This window comes from Alteromonas sp. 5NW40-0090, assembly GCF_057552975.1.
Genome location: NZ_BAAJLT010000009.1, coordinates 42,610 through 64,288 on the forward strand (window position 1 = coordinate 42,610; position 21,679 = coordinate 64,288).

The window sequence follows — 21,679 nt, forward strand, 5'->3', positions numbered from 1 at the left end:
AGTCTCAGTTATATATCAAGGTTATCTTCTGACATGACCTCAGCAAATGCACTGTAAAGGTCGGAAACCTGATTTGCTTCAAACGGTACACTTTCATTATTCATGAAGGTTACTGATGTGCGATCTGCACCCGCTTTAGCAACTTTCAAACGATAATCACCTTTTTTAAGTAACGCTTTATCGCTTGAGAATAAACCATCCCACCAACTACCTTGATCTCCGTTATAGGTGACAAATAGTAGGCCGTTTGACTTATCTAAATCTTTGACGTCGAATCCAAGCTTGCGAAGAACCAAAAGCATCCTTGGCCACGCCACATCATACTGGGCTTCAACCATATATGCCGCATCACCGTCAGCATTAAAGCCCATTTCAGTTTTAATACCCTGGCGGATTTTCGCAATTCTTCGCGTCTCAGCTAACTGAATTTGGTATTCGTAATGACCAATTACCTGGTTTAACACGTCAACTTCTTCACGGCGCTCTTCCATTGAAGATACCTCGGCAACGACATCATTACCTAGCGTCTGCATGTAATCTTTTAAATCAACCGTAAGTGCAGCGCTTCGGCCGTGAGGTTTAACATCCAGACTAAATTCAAAACGACGGCCTATTTCACTCTCTTCGTCAGTAAAACTATACCAAGGGCCATCTATTTCTTTCGTAATGACCATCCAATCCGTGATCAACACTCTATCTTCAGGACTGAAGCTATCCACACCAATGCCCTGCTCATCCAAGAAACTCAATAGCGAATTCCAAATGGCTTGGCTTAGAGGCTGGCTGTCGTCAACTTGGTCAAACCAAATAGTCGCTGTACTCTTACCCTCTTCAACATGTGAACCTGAAACTAGCGGGAGCACCAGTGCTGGCGAGCGCACCACTAGTTTTTTTCCTACAAGAGATGGGTCTGCTTCTTGACCTAATTCAGGTACAGCAAAATCTCTTGAAAAAGTAGGTGCATCTAATTCAGTCGGTACTTCTAAGGTTTTCTGTTCTTTAGTTTTTAAGTACTCGTAGCTACCTGACGCGGTCTTTCTATCTATTTGGCTTGAACAACCTGCAAGTGCAACCATCGCTACTGAACTTGCTATAGCCAGCGTTCTTTTCATCTGTGTTCCTTATTAACCAGAAATCAATGCGTATTTTTTTAGTAGTTCTTCGATACGTTTTTGGCTTGATAGTTCCGGTAAAACCATAGGTAATCGCATAACAGCACTTTCCATCATGCCCATTTTGTATAATGCCCACTTAGGCATAACAGGATTTGGCTCAATGAAGAGGTCACTGTGCAATAACTTTATTGTCTCGTCGATGGCTCGACAGTTATCGAAATCTTTATTTAGGGCCGCTTCGCACATTTGCGCAATGGCCTTAGGTACGATGTTAGCAGTAACAGAAATAACACCGTGCCCACCTTCACACATAAATTCAGCACTTGTTCCATCGTCACCACTTAATAGGACGAAATCGTCTGAAACAAGTGGCTGAGTGGCCTTCAAACGACCAATATTGCCCGTTGCGTCTTTTAAGCCAACGATATTCTTGTGTGTTGCGAGTTCTGCAACGGTTTCAGGCAGCATATCCGCTACGGTACGGCCCGGGACGTTATAAAGAATAACGGGAAGGTCACTGGCGTCAGCAATGGCATTAAAATGCGCTACCATTCCTCTTTGCTGTGGCTTGTTATAATAAGGTACAACGCTTAAGAAACCGTCGATACCGGTAGAACCTAACTGTTCGGTAAGAAAGATGGCCTCGTCAGTAGAGTTAGCCCCACTTCCTGCGATAACTGGAATAGCGCCCGATGCCATAGCTACTGTTTCTTTGACCACATTTATATGTTCATCAAACGGTAGCGTTGCGGACTCACCCGTAGTTCCAACAGACACAATACCATGTGTGCCCTGCTCAACATGAAACTTAACAAGTTTCTCTAAAGACTTGTAATCAATGTCGCCGTTTTCGAGCATCGGCGTGACGAGTGCTACGTAACTACCAGTAAACATAATCTCTCCGCAAAATGTGAGCGCACATGGTAAATATGTAAGTGCTTAAACACAAGTAATAGCGCATGTAAAATGACAAGAATTTGACAATATCTTATTCAAACACAAGAAAAAGGCACTGACTTCTAAAAAAACTCTGTGCTAACATCCCGACATTATTAACATTGAAGTGAAGTAGATGTCGAAACACCAACTTATCGTCACCATTCTAGGCACAGACAAGAGTGGCATTCTAAGCGAAATTGCAACGACAGTATCAGAAGCTCAGTGCAATATTCTTGATAGTAGACAGGCTATCTACGGCAAAGAGTTCTCGTTGACAATGATCATAGAAGGAACACAAAGTGCCGTAACGAAAGCAGAGTGTATTCTACCACCTTTATTCCAACGACTTGATTTGTTGTCTATGATGAAGCGCACAAGTCATCATGAAAAACAGAATCTTGCGCACCTCTTCAATGTAGAATTTAGCGGCGAAGATGCAGCGGGCCTCATTAAAGCAGTGACAGGCTTTTTTGCTAACCGACATGCTATGATAAGTGCGTTTCGTCAACGTACGTTTAAAGACAAAGCCACCGGAAAAGACAGCATGCGATGCAAGTTTGTTGTGTCGCTTCCTTCAGATGAAAATGTTGATGCCTTAGAATCTGATCTAATGTCCCTGTTCGATTCGTTAAATGTGACAGGTAAAGTAATAGACAAACACAAAAAGGATCCCAATGAAAACGTTACAAGCTGGTGATAAAGCTCCAGAATTTTCACTGCAAAATCAAGACAACGAGACCGTTTCTTTAACTGATTTTTCCGGCAAAAAAGTACTGGTTTACTTTTACCCTAAAGCCATGACGCCAGGCTGCACAGTACAAGCACAAGGCCTGCGCGATGTTAATGATGAACTAGCAGCAAAAAATGTGGTTGTGCTGGGTGTAAGCCCAGATGCCGTGAAGCGTTTGCCCAAATTTATTGAAAAAGAAAATCTGAACTTCACCCTTCTTTCTGACGAAGATCACGCGGTAGCTGATGCGTTCGGTGTGTGGGGCCCTAAAAAGTTCATGGGTAAAGAATACGACGGCATTCACCGCCAGACTTTCTTAATAGACGAGAACGGTGTAATTGAGCATGTTTTCAATAAGTTCAAAACAAAAGAACACCACACAGTCGTTCTGGATTACCTGAACAGCTAAACTCAAGCAATAACGAAAAAGCCCGGATAATGCGCAGTTATCCGGGCTTTTTTGTACTTAGCATTCGTTACTTTGCCTCTTCGGGAATAGCAACTGGATTACTTGACCATGCAGTAACCACGGCTTTTACTAGAGTGGCGAGTGGTATGGCGAAAAAAACGCCCCAAAAGCCCCAAAGACCGCCAAACACCAAAACAGCAACAATGATATAAAGCGGGTGAAGACTTACCGCCTCAGAGAACAATAACGGAACCAGTAAATTACCATCTAATGCTTGGATAATGCCGTAAGCTATCATTAGATACCAAAACTCTGGCGATATACCCCACTGAAACATTGCAACAATTGCGACGGGTATAGTGACCACTGCAGCACCGATATATGGAATAAGTACAGAAAACCCGACTAAAACCCCAAGTAAAATGGCGTAACGTAAATCCATAAGCACGAAGGTTACACAACTCACTACACCAACTATAATGATTTCAATCACTTTGCCGCGAATATAATTAGCGATTTGAGAATTCATTTCGTGGCCCACTTGGGTAATTAAGCGGCGTTCTTTTGGCAATAAACGAGAAATGCTGTCTAGAAAGAAAAGCTTGTCTTTCAACATAAAAAATACCATTAAGGGCACCAGCACCATATAAACTAGCAGTGCGGCTAAATTGGCGATATTACTGAACGAAGCAGAAATTAGGGTTTCTCCCACTTCTACTAACTTGTCATTTAGCCCCTCCATCATTTGATGGATTTGATACACCTGTACGTAATCTGGATACTTATCTGGCAACGTCAATATCCACTCTTGAGCTTTTTGCCAAATCAACGGCGTTTCCTGAATCAGGTTTACACTCTGCTTGGAGATAATGGGAACCAGACCAATCAAGGTTAGAATAGTGATGGTGATAAATCCGAGCATAACGACGCCGCATGCCAAGATGCGACTAACACCAACATTCACTAAGCGACTTACCGGCCAGTCAAGCAAATAAGCTATAACCGCTGCAACCAGCACAGGCATAATTAGTTCGCCCCACAGCAGCAATACTGTTGTGGTTAGAAGAATCAAAATCAGCAGCATCGCTGCATCTGGATCGGAAAATTTGCGTCGGTACCATCGACCAAAAACGCTAATCATAGAAACGCCTAGAAATAACTAAGAATAGGACACGCATCATAGTTGATAGCGCAGGCAATTAGCAATAAGTAGTAGTTAAGAATCTTTCAAAATCAAACTGGTATGATGTTTTTACAGTATAAGCAATAGTGTGTAGAGTGGTGTTGCAACACTAATTAAAAAACTGGACGCGCTTGTGTGTCGCATTGTTACAAACGTCGTGTCATAAACGAAATGGCGTAAGCGATATTGTCTTGTGTATTCGAAAATAATGCATATAAGAAACAAATAAAATTTGAAACTGTTTAGCAACTTAGCGCTCTAAGGATTAAGCAGTATTAACCGTATACAATGATTGTAGGTTCATGAGAAAAAAGTTTTCAGCATCTTTGGTTGCCCTTTCCTTCATGCTCACATCGAGCTTAACGGCTGTTGCACAAGATGCCAATTACAGCAATAAGAATGCCCTACCCGAAATAGGGGTGGTGGCCTCGGACGCCATTTCTTTAGATAAGGAAATGATCGTCGGTGATGCAGTAATGCGTCAAATGCGTGGTCAGAGTCCCATTATCTCTGACCCGGTACTTGATGAGTATCTCCAAGATGTTGGAAATCGACTCGTTGTTCACGCTGACAACGCAAAGTTTCCATTCGAATTTTTTTGGGTTAATAACGATGCTATCAACGCTTTCGCGTTTTTCGGCGGACATATTGGTGTTCACACTGGGTTAATGCGCCGAGCGGAGAGCGAGAGCGAATTGGCTTCGGTACTTGCCCATGAAATATCTCACGTTACACAGCGTCATATTGCGCGACGGATGCAGGCGCAGCAGCGCTCTTCGCCATTGGCATTGGCGTCTCTAATCGGTGGTGTACTCATTGCAATGGCTAACCCAGAAGCGGGTATTGCGGCCATGCAGGCAGGTTCAGCAGCCTCAGCACAGATGCAAATCGACTACACCCGCTCAAATGAACAAGAAGCGGACAGAATAGGCATTGCTATGCTAGCGAGAGCCGGTTTTGATCCCAATGCTGCAGCATCGTTTTTCTCAACAATGGCAGAAGAATACCGTATGGTTTCTCGTCCGCCAGCACGACTACTTACTCACCCCTTAACCGAGACACGTATTGCTGACGCGCGAAGCCGCGCCAGTGATTATCCAAGACGCTATTTGCCAATCAAGAAACAATTCGAGTTAGCAAAAGCGCGTATAAAGTCACGCTACTCCTTTGAAGCCGACTACGCGATAGAATATTTCGAAGCGGCGGTAGCGCAAGACGTACAGCGCAGCAAAGAAGCGTCACTCTACGGCTTAGCATTGGCATACATGCGAGCTGAAAAAATCGAAAAAGCCAAGACAATCATGGATCAGCTCATTGCCGCTGATAAAGGGAACCTTTTTTATCTCGATGCAATGACGGATATTTATATATCTTTGGGTCAACCATTAAAGGCCGTGGAGCTGCTATCACCTCATATTACCCATAACCCTAGAAACCAAGTGCTAGCACTCAACCAGGCAAACGCCTTGATAAGCGCACAAAAATACGATGACGCCATATCGTTATTAAAAGACTTTTTATTGGTGAGAAAGGATTACCAGATTGCGCATCAGCTTATGAGCGAGGCTTATCAGAAGTCCAAAAAGTTTTCGCAAATGCATCAAAGTAAAGCCGAAGTCTACGCACTTTACGGCGCTTACAATCGTGCGGTGGATGAACTTCAATATGCGTACAACTTTGCAGGCGACGACCACCTGGAAAAACAAAGGATTAGGGCACGTATAAAACAATTTCGAGACCAAGAAGAACGCTTAGAGCGTTTATAAAGCATTTAGCTAACGTGGTGTTACAGTATTTAGCGCTTTACCACATAGCTCTACTTGCTTTACTCAGCGCCTTTTAATTCAATAAGGCGCTGTCGCAAGCCGGCTGCTGTTATCTCGCCCATTAACGTATCTTTTACCTTTCCGTCGGGACCCACTATGTAAGTGGCTGGCAGATAGGGTGGTTTTGCCATTGGCAAGACAGTGTCGGGAGTACTTACAATAACAGGCACCTTAATGCTAAATTTTTCAGTCATTTGGATTAATTCTGACTGAGTTTTAGGGTCGTAGTTAATGGCAAATAGTTGTGTGTTGTCGGGCGGCGACTGATGAAAAGACGCCAATTCGGGCATTTCTCTGAGACAAGGCGCACACCACGGCGCAAAGTAATTGATTACCACCCACTTCCCTTGAAGATCATGCCAGCGGTATGCTTCCCCATCTAGCGTTTCAAAGTCGTTCTGAAGATTTTTGTAAGTGAAGGCGCCAGCCGCAACGGCAGCAACAACAAGCAAAATAAGAAGGAGCGGTTTAGCTTTACCCACATTGCTTAATAATGGTGAGAACGACATGTAGACCCCTGATGTCTTATGTTTAATCCATAGTGCCAGATTCTTATGCCCTTCTCTAATAGATTTTTATTGGAAACCTTATATATGTTTAGACGTAGTGAAAAAGGATTAATACTCAAATTATCAAGCGTTACGGGTAAACCGCTTGATATTCGAGGGTAAAAACGCAATAGTTCGCGCCACAAGAAATAATCAGTAAAGGGCCTTTTATGTCAGACATCACTATTATTCACAATCCACGCTGCTCTAAGAGCAGACAAACACTTGCATTGCTTGAAGAAAAAGGTGCGACACCGTCTGTTGTAGAATATTTGAAAAACCCTCTAAACGCTGAAGAACTCGAATCGATATTTAAAAAACTTAACGTTGGATCGGTTAGAGAGATGATGCGTACTAAAGAGACAGAATATAAAGAAGCCAATCTGGGGGATACCGTTGTATCTGACGACGCCTTGTTTAAAGCCATGGCTGAAACGCCAAAGCTTATTGAACGCCCAATTGTAATAAAAGGCGATCAAGCACGTATTGGTCGTCCACCAGAAGCGATACTGGAAATACTGTAGTGCAACCTGTTCTTGTACTTTATTACAGCCGTCATGGCAGTACAAAGCGTCTGGCAGATGCTATAGCCCAAGGCATATCATCACAAGATGTACCCGTTATAGTACGCACTGTTAAAAGCATTAACGGTGCATGCAGCAACGAAGCACAATCATCGAATGACGCGATAAAAACAGCGCCAGAGGTCACGCTGCAAGAGCTCGAACAATGCAGCGCCCTAGCGTTGGGTAGCCCTACCCGCTTTGGCAATATGGCGGCGCCGGTAAAGCACTTCTTAGACTCAACGAGTAGCCAATGGCTGAAAGGCGCATTAATCGATAAGCCTGCCTGCGTATTTACATCATCTTCATCGATGCATGGTGGGCAAGAGTCAACGTTACTTTCAATGATGGTTCCACTTATTCATCACGGGATGATTATTTGCGGATTACCGTACAGTGAGCCTGAATTGCACAACACTACCATGGGCGGAAGTCCATACGGTGTCACACACGTAGCGCACCACAGTTTGAATGCACCCGAACAGCTAAGCGCAGATGAGAAAGCGCTGTGCTTTGCGCAAGGCAAACGGCTGGCGATGTTTGCTAAGAAGTTGGCAACATCGTTTGAATAACACAGTACTAAACATGCGTTATTACGGAATTAACATAAACATTAAAACCTGATTTTTCGGAGAATAAACATGGGACAAGATACGCGTTTTTTTCGCTATCTAGCACTAATAAGCCACACCGGGTTGATAGTATGGATAACCCTTTGGCAATTTACATTTACTAAAGCGCATACTTACTCACCCTTATTTATTGCTTTATTTTATGTTTTACCTTTATTGTTACCCTATTGGGGTGTTTTAAAAGCCAAGCCATACACTCACGCTTGGGCAAACTTTGTTGTTCTATTCTACCTAATCCACGGCTGTACTGTCGCATATGCAGTACCTGATGAACGCTGGTATGCGGTAGTGGAGATAATCTTGTGCACCGGAATGTTTGTAGGCTGTAGTGCATTTGCCCGAAAACGTGGTCGCGAATTAGGGCTAGGCCTTAAAAAGCTAAAAGAAGAAATGCAGGAAGAAAAAGCGCGTTTCGAACAAAGCAAGCAATAGATTACAGCGTTAAACCCACCGGTAAGATAAAAAAATGCCAGCGTTTAAAATACAAAGCAAAGTGCATTAAAAAATAATTATTAAGGGGTTGAGATGGCACGCCGTTTAACTGAGTTCTCATCAATATTTATTTCTGTAATTTTACTTACAGCGTGTGGAGGTTCAGGGTCAAACGACAGTTCAGCGCCTGCTTCGCCCGCCCCGACGCCAACAATCAGTATTTCAGGTTCTACTACTGCGGTTGTTGGCGATGCGGTCGACTTCGTTGTTACCGCCCCAAATGGCATGACAGTCGCCGGTATAAATTGGCAAGTTTCAGGCATGGAAACGAAGCCGCTCAATGCCCATACCCAAGCTATTGGTTTTGATGCTACTTCTTCTGGCAGCTTCGATATTTCCGTAAATGTGAGCCTGGAAAACGGCGCAACACTGTCTGATACGTTGACAATGCAAGTAAACGAAAACATGGCACCATTGGCTGCGTTACGGTTAGGTCATGAAGCCTCAGAAGGTGGTAAAGTTTCTCTACGTGTCGACACGGTTAATGCGCAAGGCTTAAATATTACTGATATAGAGTGGCGCCAGCGCTCAGGTGTTACGGTTAATAACTTCAATTACGATGAGGGCGATTACTCACATTCAATCTACTTCCAAGCCCCTAGTGTCAATAGCGACGCTGTCATAGAAATCGAAAGTATAGTTACACTCTCAAACGGTGACGTAGTCTCTGACGTGGCCCAAGTATTGGTCAAAAACATTGACGTTAATCGTAATGGCTATTTCGTTGATGACGAAACAAGCATTCCAGAAACCGTCAGTGCGCATATGCAGCCCTATCGTTTGAACAGCCCCTATGCTTCTGCGTTGAACGATTGCGTATACAACAACCAGGTATCAAGCAGTTGTAGTTTCTCCAAACTACCTTTAATTGGTCAAGTGACAGAAAACCCCACTATTGACGATATTTTAGATAGAACATATGTGTCACACCCTTGGATGGGCGATGCACTTAAAGCATTCTTAGAGACATCGGCCACCCGTGACGACATGTTACAACTGCTACGGGCAACGAATGCTATTGTTATATCCTACGACATTCGCCCTTCTTTTTATTGGGTTGCCACAGGTGCTATATATCTAGACGCCAACAGTTTCTGGCGCACGCCGCAAGAGCGGGATACGTTGAACACTCGGCCTGACTACAGAAGCGGCTTTGGTAGTGATTTGGATTTCACAACGTCGTGGAGGTATGTAAAAGATGGCGCCTACTATTTCCCAATTATCAGCACTTCAAATGTCGCAGAGCGACAATCGCGAAGCACGCAAGATATTGAAGCCGCGCTGAGCTATTTGCTATATCACGAACTGGCTCACGCCAACGATTTTTTTGTTCATACAGAATGGCGGCAGCTAAGTGGCAATGCGAGTCCACTTTCTTCTTATGACGATACTTCACCTATTTCGACCGGGCTAACGTCTTCTTTACCCTTAACGTCTTCGCAGCTACATGCACTTGCAGAAGTGATGTATGGCGGAACATCGGCATCGAGTGCGCAGAAAAATTACACAGCGTTGCAGATTGCTAATTGGTTTGAAGAAGACGCTGCGGTGACTTTCTACGCATACTTTACAGAGCGAGAAGACCTTGCCACTTTGTTTGAACGATTCATGATGCTTTATCGGCTCGAGGCGGAGGCTGATGTTGGTGTATTCACTCGAGAGACGCTGGAAGATGGTACTTTTATACCCACCTGGGCACAGCGAAATCGCGTGAGCGAAGATGACGTAGCCATGCGCGTAGATTATGTAGTGAGTAGAATTCTCCCAGAACTTAATGTTCCAGCTATTCAAGCGTTATTGCCCACCCCCTATTTACTTCCTAACAATGTAACGTGGCGAGAGTCAGCATCGAGTACCAATCCCAATGAGCAGCCTAGCACAAATAGCGCTTTGGTGATAAGTAGTGACCCACAGCCGGACCTTGTTAACAAGAATGTAATGACGTTGGCTGAAGAGTTCGAAGCTGCTTCTGTTAGTCATAACAAGAAGAAGATTAACTAGAGGTTATAAAGAAAATGCGAACCGCGCTATACTAGGCAGCGTCGCAACTTAACGTTACGCTCGCGTTGATTAACTTAGGTTAAGTTTGCGCTTCGACTAATCTAGGTTGAGCTCGCGCTTTGACTAATTTAGGTTAAGCTCGCGCTTAACCATGCCCACCGATAGGCGTTTTTGTTCTTGTAGTGAACGCGTGTCTAGGCGAGCCAACAGAGACATAAGGCTTTTTAGATCCCGTTCGCTATGATGTAGCAAAAACTGTAGCGCTTGATTTGAAAGTTTTAAACCACGTTCAGCCGCGCGCAGACGCACCGCTTCTTCACGGCCGCTATCATCAAGTTGATCAACGTGATAAACAACCCCCCATGCCAAGCGTGAGCGCAAGTCAGGCAGCACAAAAGCAGGATTTGATGGGCCGAGTTGACTGGTGCACATAACTATTGCCTGCTTGGTTTCGATTACGCGGTTTAATAAATCGAACAACGCTTCTTCCCAAAGCATATCGCCAGCAATTGCATGTATATTATCTAACGCAATAAGCGATAAATTCTCTAAACCCTCGAAAATGTCCAAAGACCAGGCTTTGTGGTCATTAAGGTTAAGATAGAGATGATTAACTGATTTGCCCGCTAATTGGTGACAGGTGGCAAACAACAAATGGCTTTTACCTACCGCAGTACTACCCAACAGGGTTAGCAATGGAAGCTGCAGCGAAGCCAGCGGCCCTAATTCGTGAGCAGCTCGCCAAAGCGGCAGCGCACCTGCAATTTGCTCAAGAACTGATACGACTTCTTCGTTGCCTGCTGTAACGAAACTATCGAAGTTTTCGTCAACAGGTAACGTTACGGGCAATGGCAACTGCATCCTAGATTAATTACTCCAATAGAAACTGTGTCCTTGAACGGTTTGTCCATAAGCGTCAGTCACAGGGCGAAGTTTGTTTTCCAATTTAATACTGTTGAGTAAATCATCAACTGTTCCTACTAGTGTAAGAGAATACGTTGCTACGGTTCCCGACTGTTCTACCAAGGTTGCGTTTTCTATCACACTTAAACTGTTCAAATAATCCGTGGCACTTGCATAACTACCAATAGAGCCGATGTTGGCAATTGAAACCTTAATCACTTCGCGTTCAGATACATCAATGCCGACAATGGCATAAAGAGAAGATAGATAATTGGAATATGCGTCCACTAACTGATTACCAAGCACTTTTGGTGAATCACCATATATGCTGCCGTAGCTTACTTTTCCACCACCAACAAAAACCCAATCTAGCGCATAATCACCTTCATCCGCACGCTTAGCGTAATTGGCAAATTCATTCATGGTGAAAGGTGCTGTAGTGTTATCTACTTGCTCATGCCCCATTAAAGGTGCCTCTTCAGCGTGCCCTAAAGTTTGGCGAGTCTCGGTATTATCATCGCCGATGAAGTCTTCACTACTATCCACTAACCGGTTGCTTTCTGCTGTGCCCTGATTGTGGGCGTTTTGAAGTTCGCCTTGATGCCTGGCCTTAGCTTCGTCAGTAAGTACGGTGTCTAATGACTCTACGGTACCAGAGGGTACAAGGTTTTCAGGTAATTCAGGGATCGTACTTGAATCATTGCGATACACCCTGGCACCAATAATATTGTCAACACTATACCGTATTGATGCTTTACGGAGCGGTTCAACAAAACGGCCCCACACATCATAGGTAGAGATATTAACGCTATCGGTTAAGTCCATCAAAGGCAGACTGAGAGGCACGCCCCGCTCCTTTGCAGTTTGTTTTAGCGCAAGTTGTAGATCGCTATTCAATGACTCATCAAGGATAACGCGGGTTTCGTTTTCGTCTTCATTCACTATCCAAACGATAGTCTCGGGACGCCTGTCTCCCCAAAGGGGCAGTAGTTCTCGCTGTAATATTTCATTGAGCTTTGCTTGGTCGAATTCAGCGACGTAATAGGTTTGGTTGTTATCAAACTCAAAACGATATGAGCGAAGCAAAGATTGGGGAGAGGTCAAGGCAGCTTTAACACCGGGGTTGTCAAGCACATTCATACTCCCCGACATTTTTATAAACACTTGCTTTAAAGCCTTTTTAAGTGCCACTTGCTGAGTGCGCTGAGTTTGATCTTCAACTTGTATTTGCGCTTCATTTACAACAACCCGCTGAGCCGCATGTGTAAAGGCACTAAAGCTAATCAATGCTAAAACTGAGGTACGCCAAATACCCTTTAACCATTTTCTCTTATGATATGTCTCATTGGTGTTACGCATTACTGCCGTCGACATTGACACTCCATACCTTCTTAAAATCAATTCCTTACCTACCCAATAATGAGCTTAGCCGATTTCAAAATACGTTTGAAATCGCTCTACCATTCGCGTTGATTGCTCCGCTTTCCAACGCAAGACATTTTACTAAGCAAGATATTCACCAAACGGTAGCCATCTATTGTCTTTTATATTGGGTTTAATTTCACCTTTAAAATAAAAAAGATCAAAAAGCGTATAAAATAGACGTCACAAATTGGACTTGTGCCGACTTGCTGGTAGAATCCGCGGTTTTCTACCTCTTAGTTTCAGGGCCCAACCGTGAGCGAAAATAAAACCTCTTTAAGTTACAAAGATGCAGGCGTAGATATCGATGCAGGTAATCAACTTGTTGAACGCATAAAATCTGTCACCAAAAAGACCCATAGACCAGAAGTAAAAGGTAATTTGGGTGGTTTTGGTGCTCTTTGCGAACTTCCTACCAAATACAAAAAGCCGCTACTTGTTTCAGGTACTGACGGCGTGGGTACAAAACTAAGGGTTGCTATGGATGCTAACCGTCATGACGGTGTTGGTATCGACCTGGTAGCAATGTGTGTAAATGACTTAATCGTACAAGGCGCGGAACCTTTATTTTTCCTAGATTATTATGCCACTGGTAAGCTAGACGTTGATGTAGCCGCATCGGTTGTTACCGGCATTGGCGCAGGCTGTGAGCAAGCAGGTTGTGCACTAATTGGTGGTGAAACAGCCGAAATGCCTGGAATGTATCACGATGGTGACTACGATATTGCAGGCTTCTGCGTAGGCGTGGTTGAAGCTGATAAGGTCATTGACGGCACTAACGTTAAACCAGGTCAAAAACTAATTGCACTGGGTTCATCAGGCCCTCACTCAAACGGTTACTCATTAGTTAGGAAGATCATTGAGGTTAGTGGTGAAGATGTAAACGCCGACCTTAACGGTAAGCCTATTATCGACCAACTTCTTGAGCCAACTCGCATATATGTTAAATCAGTATTGGCATTGCTTGAAGAAGTTCAAGTCAGCGCAATTTCTCACATCACGGGCGGTGGTTTCTGGGAGAACATCCCTCGCGTGCTCCCTGAAGATGCGAAAGTGGTTATTGATGAAAGCACGTGGGAATGGCCTGCTATTTTTTCATGGTTGCAAGAAAACGGTAACGTCACTCAACACGAAATGTACCGTACCTTTAACTGTGGTGTTGGCCTTGTTATCGTAGTAGATGAAAACGACACAGACGCAGCGCTTAATATCCTCAAGCAACACGGCGAAAATGCATGGGTAATCGGTGACATCGCTGCAAAAGACGGTGAAGAGCAAGTAGAGATTAACGCGTGAGTAACAGTGTAACTAAACTATGCGTACTTATTTCAGGTAATGGCAGTAATTTACAGGCCATTATTGATGAAATAAAAGCCGGTCGTCTTAACGCTCAAATCAGCGGTGTAATTAGCAATCGTCCTAATGCTTATGGCCTTGAACGCGCTAAAGAAGCAGGTATCGACGCTGTGTGTCTTGATCACACAGGTTTCGATACTCGAGAATCTTATGACGAAGCACTTAAAGCACAAATTGATGCTTTCGGCGCAGACTGTGTGGTTCTTGCTGGCTTTATGCGTATCTTAACTCCTGAGTTTGTCGAAAGCTTTGCTGGAAAATTAGTGAACATTCATCCATCTTTGTTGCCTAAATACAAAGGTTTGAATACGCATCAGCGAGCAATCGACAATGGAGACAGAGAGCACGGTGTAAGCGTGCACTTTGTTACACCTGAACTTGATGGCGGCCCGGTTATCATTCAAAGTCGTGTGCCTGTGTTTGATGAAGATACGGCTAGCGACTTGGCTGAGCGTGTTCAGGAACAGGAACGTCGCATCTACCCTGTCGTACTGTCATGGTTTAGTGCAGGACGACTATCGATGCGAAACAATAAGGCAGTTTTAGATGAGCAAGAATTACCAGAATCTGGTTATGCAAGCGACTAAGCCTTTTGCTTTAGGCGCACTGTTAGCAGCATCGCTTTCAGTAGCCGCGCAAGCAAACCCTAGTACAGAAAATACTGATAGTGCAGAGCTACCGCTTCAGCCCTACAAGGCAACGTATACCGCATACAAATGGGGTGACGACGTAGGCGAAGCGAGCATTGAGCTCTCGAAATTAGGTGACCAACAGTATTCTCTAATTTACACGTCAAAAGTATCTAAGTTTTTCTTGTCTGACAAACGCAGTGAACATTCTATTTTTACTGTTAATGATAATACCGTCGTACCCTCTGAGTACTACTATAATCGTTCTGGCACAGGACCTGATAAAGAGCTTAAGGTAACGTTTAGTCATCAGGGACAAGGCAAAATTGCAGTCGAGAATGGCGAAACATTTGATTGGAACGGTGAATTTGATAACCAAATTTATCGTATTGACCTTGCAAAACAGTTAGCTGAAGGTAAGACATCGCTAGAATACCACTTCGTGAATTATCGTGGCGAACTTCGTCACTACGGCGTTCAAGTGGTGGATGAAGAAGTATTGTCTTTACCTTTCGGTAAAATTGAAACTGTAAAAGTTAAGCTTATTCGCGACTCAAATAAGCGTGAGACGTTTGCCTGGTTTGCGCCATCACTTAACCACACGTTAGTTCGTCTGCAACAGTTCAAAGAAGGCGATGAACAGGGCGATATCAAACTGAAATCGTTTGAGACGCAGTAAAGCGTAAAGATAAACCGTTTTTTGTCTCAACAACTTTTTCACAATTGTTGAATAAAGCACGTTATGAACTAGCATTCAGACGTGCTTTTTTATTTACACTGTTGCTGTCTTATCCTCACGTAACTTCTTCTAGTTTCGCAACACAATTCACATTCTAAATCAGTATTTATAAGCAGCGACTATACTTATAAAGCGGATAACGCACTACCCTATTATTTATGTCGTTGTTAATAGAATATTCATGTAAAAATCTTGATCTTTGTCCCATTAAATAATAGGTTTACAGCATGCTGGTCTGACCTCGATCTGTGGCTGCTTTTCATAAAGCAACTCCCACGCTCGAGATAAAACTAGCGTAACGTTTAACGCCTTTCAGGAGTGAAGTATGGCAGATTTTATATGGTTTTTACTGGTCGTTCTGACACTAGCGGTAGCTAGTTATCAGCGAACCAGCTTGGTAACAGCGGTTGCCATGGGCGCAGGTGTTATGATTTTAGGCACCCTTTTCGGTGACATCGGCCTGCTTGGTTGGGTAGTGTTCCTTGCTTTAACACTGCCGTTCACGCTTGCAAATATCAGACAGCAGCACATCTCTAAGAAACTGCTAGCCTTCTACCGCAAAGTTATGCCTGAAATGTCGAGCACTGAGCAAGAAGCTATCGACGCAGGTACGGTATGGTGGGACGGTGATATTTTCAGCGGCAAGCCAGACTGGGATAAATTACACCGCATTCCGAAAGGTCGACTCACTGCTGAAGAGCAAGCATTCTTAGACGGTCCTTGTGACAAAGTGTGCTCAATGGTCGATGAATGGCAAATAAACCATAAAGATGCTGACCTTTCACCTGAAATTTGGCAGTTCCTTAAAGAACACAAATTTTTCGCCATGATCATCAAAAAAGAGTATGGCGGCCTTGAGTTTTCAGCGTACGCACAATCACGTGTGCTACAAAAACTTGCAGGCGTTAGCGCGGTGCTATCAAGCACAGTCGGTGTACCAAACTCATTGGGCCCGGGCGAATTACTTCAGCACTATGGTACAAAAGAGCAACAAGATCATTATCTTCCCCGTCTTGCTGCCGGTGAAGAAATCCCTTGTTTTGCATTAACCGGCCCAGAAGCTGGCTCTGATGCAGGTGCGATCCCTGATGTTGGCGTTGTATGTAAAGGCGAGTGGAATGGCGAAGAAGTGTTGGGTATGCGCCTAACGTTTAACAAACGCTACATCACCCTTGCGCCTGTTGCTACGGTTATTGGTCTTGCCTTTAAACTTCAAGATCCTGAAGGTCTTCTAGGTGAAAACAAAGAGCCGGGCATAACATGTGCCCTTATTCCTCGCGACACTAAAGGTTTAGAGATTGGTCGCCGTCACTTCCCACTCAATACGCCATTCCAAAATGGCCCTATTAAGGGTGAAGATATTTTCGTTCCAATCGATTACATCATTGGTGGTCCGAAAATGGCAGGTCGCGGCTGGCGCATGCTGGTTGAATGTTTGTCGGTAGGTCGCTGTATTACCCTTCCTTCATCTGCTGCTGGTGGTGCTAAATCAGTATCTCTTGCAACGGGTGCATATGCACGTATTCGTCGCCAGTTCCGTATGCCTGTAGGTCATATGGAAGGTGTTGAAGAAATGCTTGCGCGCATTGGTGGTAATGCATATTTGATGGATGGCGTAACACGCTTCTCAACGGTGGGTGTAGACCTTGGTGAGAAACCTTCTGTTATCTCGGCTATCTGTAAGTACCACTTAACCGAGAAGATGCGTCAAATCATTAATGATTCGATGGATGTTCACGGCGGTAAAGGCGTTATGCTTGGGCCAAACAATTACCTTGGTCGCGGCTATCAAGGCGTACCAGTATCAATTACGGTTGAAGGCGCAAACATTCTAACCCGTAACATGATGATCTTTGGTCAAGGTGCAATGCGTTGTCACCCTTACGTGCTTAAGGAAATAGAAGCTGCGTCTATCGAAGACAAGAAAGAAGCGTTGAAAGCGTTTGATAAAGCGGTATTCGGTCATATTGGCTTTGCGGTAGCTAATACTGTTCGCAGTATTTGGTTCTCGTTAACCAATGGCGCATTCAGCAGCGCACCGTTCACTGACGAAACGGCGCGTTACTACAAGCTACTTCAAGGCTACAGTGCAAACTTAGCACTACTAACCGATGTCTCTATGGGTGTGCTTGGTGGTGATCTTAAGCGTCGCGAGCGTTTATCAGCGCGTTTAGGTGACATCCTAAGTGGCCTTTACATGGGTAGTACTACCCTTAAACGCTTCGACGAAGAAGGTCGTCTAAAAGAAGATTTACCGCTTTTACATTGGGCAATGCAAACTACATTGCACGATATCGAGACAGCAATTGATGACTTCTTGGCTAACTTCCCTAACCGCGCAATCGCTGCAGCGCTTCGCGTTATGGTGATCCCGTTTGGTCGTCGCGTTGGCAAGCCTTCTGACAAAACTGAACACGCCATTGCACAAATGCTTCAAACGCCTTCAACTGCACGTAGCCGTTTAGGTTATGGTCAATACCTCACCCGTGAAGAAGGAAGCTTATTTGGCGATCTTGAGCAAACGCTTGATGATGTACTAGCAAGTGAGCCTATCTTCGAACGTATTTGTAAGCACAAAAAAGCTAAACTACCGTTTACCCGTTTAGATGTGCTTGCTGACGAAGCGCTAGCAGAAGGAATTATCAACGAAGAAGAGGCAAACCTTCTTCGTAAGACAGAAGCTGGACGACTTCGTACAATCAATGTCGATGATTTCGACCACGAAGAACTAGTAGCGAAAGTAAACTCTACTAGCGTTGCTAAGAAGCGAGGTGGCAAAGCTGCCTAATTTCACCCCCAAACAAAAGGGCCGCACTCGCGGCCCTTTTCGTCAACGATTCATTCTATTTACATCACTCACCTACGTATTTTCTAGCCTTTGCTTGGCCGATCAAACAACGTGCGGAAGTACCGAACAGGCGAGAGAACTCTCTTTATTAATTGCTAACGACAAAGGTCAACAACGTTCGGTACTAAAATGTAATCCTACGCTTGTTATGCTGGCTGAAACGAAAGCCAAAGACATGGCTGAGAGAGGCTTGGTGTCTCACTTTTTAGGCGGCAGTCCGAACACTCGCATTCGCAATGCTGGTTTAACATTACCAGAATATTATGGCGATGCGATGAGCAATCAAGTGGAGGCACTTGCTGGTGGTTATATAACAGCTGATGACGTGTGGTACGCACTTAAAACATCGACTTCACACCGTCAACACTTGTTAGCAGAGTTACCTTTTTATCAAGAACAAGATCAAATAGGTATTGCCTTTTACAAAGATTACTCAACGCCTCACGTTGAATACTGGGCTATATACTTGACCAAACTGATTGACACGGAAACGTCTAACAATGACTTAAAGGATGACACAACGGCTGCGCTTCTAATAAAGCGTCAAAAGAAGTTTGACCATGTCCCTGATAAAGGTCTTGGGATCGTCACGGAAAGTGGTGAAATTATTTTACAGCCAAAAAAACCGGATGAATAATCCGGTTTTTATTAGCGCTAGATAAATACTTAGTTTAGCTAAGTTGGAGTTTATCCATCAACAATACGGCTTGCGTACGCGTGTTGATCTCTAGCTTGCGAAGGATGGCACTAATGTGTGCTTTAATGGTTGCTTCCGTAACGTTCATCTCGTGAGCGATTTGCTTGTTCATTAAACCTGCTCTCAGATAAGAAAGCACTTGGATCTGTTTCGGTGTAAGTTCACGGAAACGCTGAAGCAGTACTTTTAGCTCATCGTCAACTTTCTCAAGTTCTTCTTCCATACCTTCTGGAAGCCACTTTTTGCCACCAATAATATCGACAATAGCCTGAGCAATTTCTCGAGTTTGCGACACTTTAGGGATAAAGCCCTGCGCACCTAAACTCATCACCTGCGCCACTACCTCAACCGTATCGCTGCCTGAAACCACACCAACAGGAATATTTGGATATTGCTCGCGTAGCGTGATAAGACCGTTGAAATATTCACCGCCAGGCATGTTAAGATCAAGGAGCACCAGCTGAACGCCGTCAAATTCGTTTAGCTTCGCCAACGCATCATCTAAGCTTTCAGCTTGAATAATTTGTGCATTTTCAAAGTAAGGTTCTAACGCGCCGCTCAAAGCCTCGCGAAACAATGGGTGATCGTCTGCTACTAGAATTCTCGTCATTAGCGTTACTGCTTCCTTATTGTAATATGGGTATAGATTAATACTTTAGACCAGTAACGAAAAGACCTAATCCTCAAAAATAACACAAAATTCAACAAATTTAGTGTTTTCCATTGGCATTTACGCGTCAGACGGTAAAATTGCGCCCAAAATAGCAAATTGAAGGCTCGCAGTGAAGAAACACGACAATATATACGCAAAGGCACTCAACAAAGTAGATGACTTTAAGTTTGATGAGTCTGTAGTTGATGTGTTTCCAGATATGATTCAGCGCTCGGTACCTGGATACGAAACAATTGTCCACACGATAGGTGAGCTTGCAAAAATAGCAGTATCTCAAAACTCGGCTGTTTATGATCTTGGCTGTAGCCTTGGAGCCGCGAGCTTATCTGTAGCTAGATCGTTGCCTAGTGATACATGCAAAATAATAGGTATTGATGCATCTGAGGCGATGGTTGAACGATGTAAACGTGTTGTACAAACGTTTTCGCTACCAAATCCAATCTCCATTGAGCACGGGTATGCTCAAAACGTTGAAATAAACAACGCTTCAATGGTTGTGATGAACTTTACTTTACAATTCATTCCTCCAGATGACCGCGAGGCGCTATTAAAACGTATCTACGATGGGCTTAATCCAGGCGGTATGTTGGTGTTGTCTGAAAAAATTCGTCACCCTACCCTTAATGGAAATGAATTGCTGATAGATTTACATCATCAATTTAAGCGCGACAACGGTTACAGCGAACTTGAGGTCAGCCAGAAACGTGCTGCGTTAGAGAAAGTAATGCTAACTGACACGTTCAGTGAGCATGAGAGCCGCTTAAAAAAGGTGGGGTTTGCCGATGTTGTAATGTGGTACAAGTGCTATAACTTCACATCTATGGTCGCTATTAAGGGTTAATCTCGAGCGCTTTGACCTTACGCACCATTTCGACTTTTAAAATATACAAAGAATATTATGAGTAAACTAGAACAGACCTGGTTTAACGACTGCTATAAATCGTTAATTGACAGCCCTCTTTCGCATTGGCTGCAAACGCTACCAGCACAAATGAATGACTGGCAACGAAACGCCAAGCATGGTGAATTTGATAAATGGTGCCGCTTACTTAACAAACTACCTTCTACATCTCCAAGCTTTGTTGATTTATCATCAAGCGTTTCCGTCGGCACCGAAAATGACGTTGATGAATACACTCAAAAGCAAATAGAGGGCCTGTTTAAGCAATTTATGCCTTGGCGAAAAGGTCCGTTTCACCTACATGGCATTCACATCGATACTGAGTGGCGTTCAGATTGGAAATGGGAGCGCGTGGCCCCCCACATTGCCTCACTTAAGGATCGAAACGTATTGGATGTAGGCTGTGGTAGTGGTTATCACATGTGGCGAATGCTTGGCGAAGGTGCCAGCAAGGTAATTGGAATAGATCCTACCCAACTGTTTCTTATTCAGTTTCACGCCATTAAACAATTTATTAGTAAAAGTAGTGCGCCTTCCGAGAATATCCATTTTCTACCGATGGGCATTGAAGACATGCAGCCACTGAGAGCTTTCGACACTGTGTTTTCTATGGGTGTACTTTACCACCGTAAAGACCCAATAGCGTTTCTGCAGCAACTTAAAGACCAGCTAAGAAAAGGTGGCGAACTGGTTCTTGAAACCCTTGTCGTGGACGGTGATGAAAACACAGTATTGATGGCGGGCGAACGATATGCACAAATGCGAAATGTCTGGTTCTTACCGAGCACTGCAGCCCTATCTGTTTGGTTAGGCCGTTTAGGCTTTGAAAATATTCGCGTAGTAGATATCAACCACACAGCCCTTGATGAGCAGCGCGCAACGCCTTGGATGGAAACGCAATCTTTGAAAGATTTTCTCGATCCGGAAGATATTACTCGCACTATCGAAGGTTACCCTGCACCACAAAGGGCCGTTATTGTCGCTATCAAGAAGTAAGTCGTAAGACCACGCCTCTGTTACCCTATTGGCACAAATGTTGTTATCTTAATCAAGAAGAACGTGCGAATTCTGCA

Annotated in this window: 21 protein-coding genes; 14 read left to right on the forward strand and 7 right to left on the reverse strand. The window is 44.1% G+C overall.

From position 1 onward, the window contains the following. Positions 1 to 8: 8 nt before the first annotated feature. Both bamC and dapA read right to left on the reverse strand, forming a co-directional pair. Complete coding sequence (bamC, locus tag AC27KT_RS12330) at positions 9 to 1,112, reverse strand: NlpB/DapX family lipoprotein (RefSeq protein WP_487130347.1); 1,104 nt, start codon at positions 1,110 to 1,112, stop codon at positions 9 to 11. A gap of 12 nt (positions 1,113 to 1,124) precedes the next feature. Next, positions 1,125 to 2,009, reverse strand: coding sequence for a 4-hydroxy-tetrahydrodipicolinate synthase (dapA, locus tag AC27KT_RS12335; RefSeq protein ID WP_487130349.1), 885 nt, complete (start codon positions 2,007 to 2,009; stop codon positions 1,125 to 1,127). A 178-nt stretch (positions 2,010 to 2,187) separates the two neighbouring features. Here dapA and AC27KT_RS12340 point away from each other — a divergent pair, with 178 nt between their 5' ends. Together AC27KT_RS12340 and bcp are read left to right on the forward strand one after the other, a co-directional pair. After that, the gene (locus AC27KT_RS12340; protein WP_487130351.1) at positions 2,188 to 2,751 is read left to right on the forward strand and encodes a glycine cleavage system transcriptional repressor; all 564 of its coding nucleotides are present in this window, start codon (positions 2,188 to 2,190) and stop codon (positions 2,749 to 2,751) included. After that, positions 2,729 to 3,193: a thioredoxin-dependent thiol peroxidase gene (bcp, locus tag AC27KT_RS12345; RefSeq protein WP_487130353.1), complete on the forward strand. Its 465-nt coding sequence runs from the start codon at positions 2,729 to 2,731 to the stop codon at positions 3,191 to 3,193. Before AC27KT_RS12340 ends, bcp begins: the two co-directional genes overlap by 23 nt. Positions 3,194 to 3,260: 67 nt before the next feature. Here the strand turns inward: bcp and AC27KT_RS12350 are convergent, their stop codons facing one another. Beyond that, positions 3,261 to 4,334 carry an AI-2E family transporter gene (locus AC27KT_RS12350; protein ID WP_487130355.1) on the reverse strand — a complete coding sequence of 358 codons (1,074 nt, stop codon included), beginning with the start codon at positions 4,332 to 4,334 and terminating at the stop codon, positions 3,261 to 3,263. A 344-nt stretch (positions 4,335 to 4,678) separates the two neighbouring features. Here AC27KT_RS12350 and bepA point away from each other — a divergent pair, with 344 nt between their 5' ends. Beyond that, positions 4,679 to 6,142 carry a beta-barrel assembly-enhancing protease gene (gene bepA, locus AC27KT_RS12355; protein WP_487130357.1) on the forward strand — a complete coding sequence of 488 codons (1,464 nt, stop codon included), beginning with the start codon at positions 4,679 to 4,681 and terminating at the stop codon, positions 6,140 to 6,142. Between the two features lie 59 nt (positions 6,143 to 6,201). Here the strand turns inward: bepA and AC27KT_RS12360 are convergent, their stop codons facing one another. Then, positions 6,202 to 6,711, reverse strand: coding sequence for a TlpA family protein disulfide reductase (locus AC27KT_RS12360; protein ID WP_487130359.1), 510 nt, complete (start codon positions 6,709 to 6,711; stop codon positions 6,202 to 6,204). A gap of 209 nt (positions 6,712 to 6,920) precedes the next feature. Here AC27KT_RS12360 and arsC point away from each other — a divergent pair, with 209 nt between their 5' ends. The 4 genes from arsC (at position 6,921) to AC27KT_RS12380 (ending at position 10,438) form a co-directional block, all read left to right on the forward strand. Then, a complete protein-coding gene (gene arsC / locus AC27KT_RS12365; RefSeq protein WP_487130361.1) occupies positions 6,921 to 7,274 on the forward strand; it encodes an arsenate reductase (glutaredoxin) in 354 nt (117 codons plus the stop codon). Beyond that, positions 7,274 to 7,885, forward strand: a complete 612-nt coding sequence (gene wrbA / locus AC27KT_RS12370) for an NAD(P)H:quinone oxidoreductase (protein WP_487130363.1) — start codon at positions 7,274 to 7,276, stop codon at positions 7,883 to 7,885. Before arsC ends, wrbA begins: the two co-directional genes overlap by 1 nt. A gap of 69 nt (positions 7,886 to 7,954) precedes the next feature. Further along, positions 7,955 to 8,377: a DUF2069 domain-containing protein gene (locus AC27KT_RS12375; RefSeq protein ID WP_487130365.1), complete on the forward strand. Its 423-nt coding sequence runs from the start codon at positions 7,955 to 7,957 to the stop codon at positions 8,375 to 8,377. A gap of 93 nt (positions 8,378 to 8,470) precedes the next feature. After that, a complete protein-coding gene (locus tag AC27KT_RS12380; RefSeq protein ID WP_487130367.1) occupies positions 8,471 to 10,438 on the forward strand; it encodes a hypothetical protein in 1,968 nt (655 codons plus the stop codon). Between the two features lie 123 nt (positions 10,439 to 10,561). Here AC27KT_RS12380 and hda read toward each other — a convergent pair whose 3' ends face one another. Next, the gene (gene hda, locus AC27KT_RS12385; protein ID WP_487130369.1) at positions 10,562 to 11,299 is read right to left on the reverse strand and encodes a DnaA regulatory inactivator Hda; all 738 of its coding nucleotides are present in this window, start codon (positions 11,297 to 11,299) and stop codon (positions 10,562 to 10,564) included. Between the two features lie 6 nt (positions 11,300 to 11,305). After that, positions 11,306 to 12,715, reverse strand: a complete 1,410-nt coding sequence (locus AC27KT_RS12390; protein ID WP_487130371.1) for a DUF2066 domain-containing protein — start codon at positions 12,713 to 12,715, stop codon at positions 11,306 to 11,308. A 303-nt stretch (positions 12,716 to 13,018) separates the two neighbouring features. On the opposite strand from AC27KT_RS12390, the gene purM reads away from it, so the two are divergent. The 5 genes from purM to AC27KT_RS12415 all read left to right on the forward strand — a co-directional run bounded on the left by purM (position 13,019) and on the right by AC27KT_RS12415 (position 18,972). Next, positions 13,019 to 14,059: a phosphoribosylformylglycinamidine cyclo-ligase gene (purM, locus tag AC27KT_RS12395; RefSeq protein WP_487130373.1), complete on the forward strand. Its 1,041-nt coding sequence runs from the start codon at positions 13,019 to 13,021 to the stop codon at positions 14,057 to 14,059. Then, entirely contained in the window at positions 14,056 to 14,706 is a 651-nt protein-coding gene (gene purN / locus AC27KT_RS12400) for a phosphoribosylglycinamide formyltransferase (RefSeq protein WP_487130375.1), read from the forward strand. Before purM ends, purN begins: the two co-directional genes overlap by 4 nt. Next, positions 14,666 to 15,427, forward strand: coding sequence for a DUF3108 domain-containing protein (locus AC27KT_RS12405; protein ID WP_487130377.1), 762 nt, complete (start codon positions 14,666 to 14,668; stop codon positions 15,425 to 15,427). Before purN ends, AC27KT_RS12405 begins: the two co-directional genes overlap by 41 nt. Positions 15,428 to 15,812: 385 nt before the next feature. After that, positions 15,813 to 18,275: an acyl-CoA dehydrogenase FadE gene (gene fadE, locus AC27KT_RS12410; protein WP_487130379.1), complete on the forward strand. Its 2,463-nt coding sequence runs from the start codon at positions 15,813 to 15,815 to the stop codon at positions 18,273 to 18,275. Then, positions 18,259 to 18,972, forward strand: coding sequence for a CAP domain-containing protein (locus AC27KT_RS12415; RefSeq protein WP_487130381.1), 714 nt, complete (start codon positions 18,259 to 18,261; stop codon positions 18,970 to 18,972). Before fadE ends, AC27KT_RS12415 begins: the two co-directional genes overlap by 17 nt. Before the next feature lie 34 nt (positions 18,973 to 19,006). Here the strand turns inward: AC27KT_RS12415 and AC27KT_RS12420 are convergent, their stop codons facing one another. Further along, the gene (locus AC27KT_RS12420; RefSeq protein ID WP_487130383.1) at positions 19,007 to 19,642 is read right to left on the reverse strand and encodes a response regulator transcription factor; all 636 of its coding nucleotides are present in this window, start codon (positions 19,640 to 19,642) and stop codon (positions 19,007 to 19,009) included. Positions 19,643 to 19,814: 172 nt separating this feature from the next. Between AC27KT_RS12420 and cmoA the strand changes: the two genes are divergently transcribed. After that, positions 19,815 to 20,546, forward strand: a complete 732-nt coding sequence (gene cmoA, locus AC27KT_RS12425) for a carboxy-S-adenosyl-L-methionine synthase CmoA (RefSeq protein ID WP_487130385.1) — start codon at positions 19,815 to 19,817, stop codon at positions 20,544 to 20,546. A 57-nt stretch (positions 20,547 to 20,603) separates the two neighbouring features. Then, positions 20,604 to 21,602 carry a tRNA 5-methoxyuridine(34)/uridine 5-oxyacetic acid(34) synthase CmoB gene (gene cmoB / locus AC27KT_RS12430; protein WP_487130387.1) on the forward strand — a complete coding sequence of 333 codons (999 nt, stop codon included), beginning with the start codon at positions 20,604 to 20,606 and terminating at the stop codon, positions 21,600 to 21,602. Positions 21,603 to 21,679: the final 77 nt, after the last annotated feature.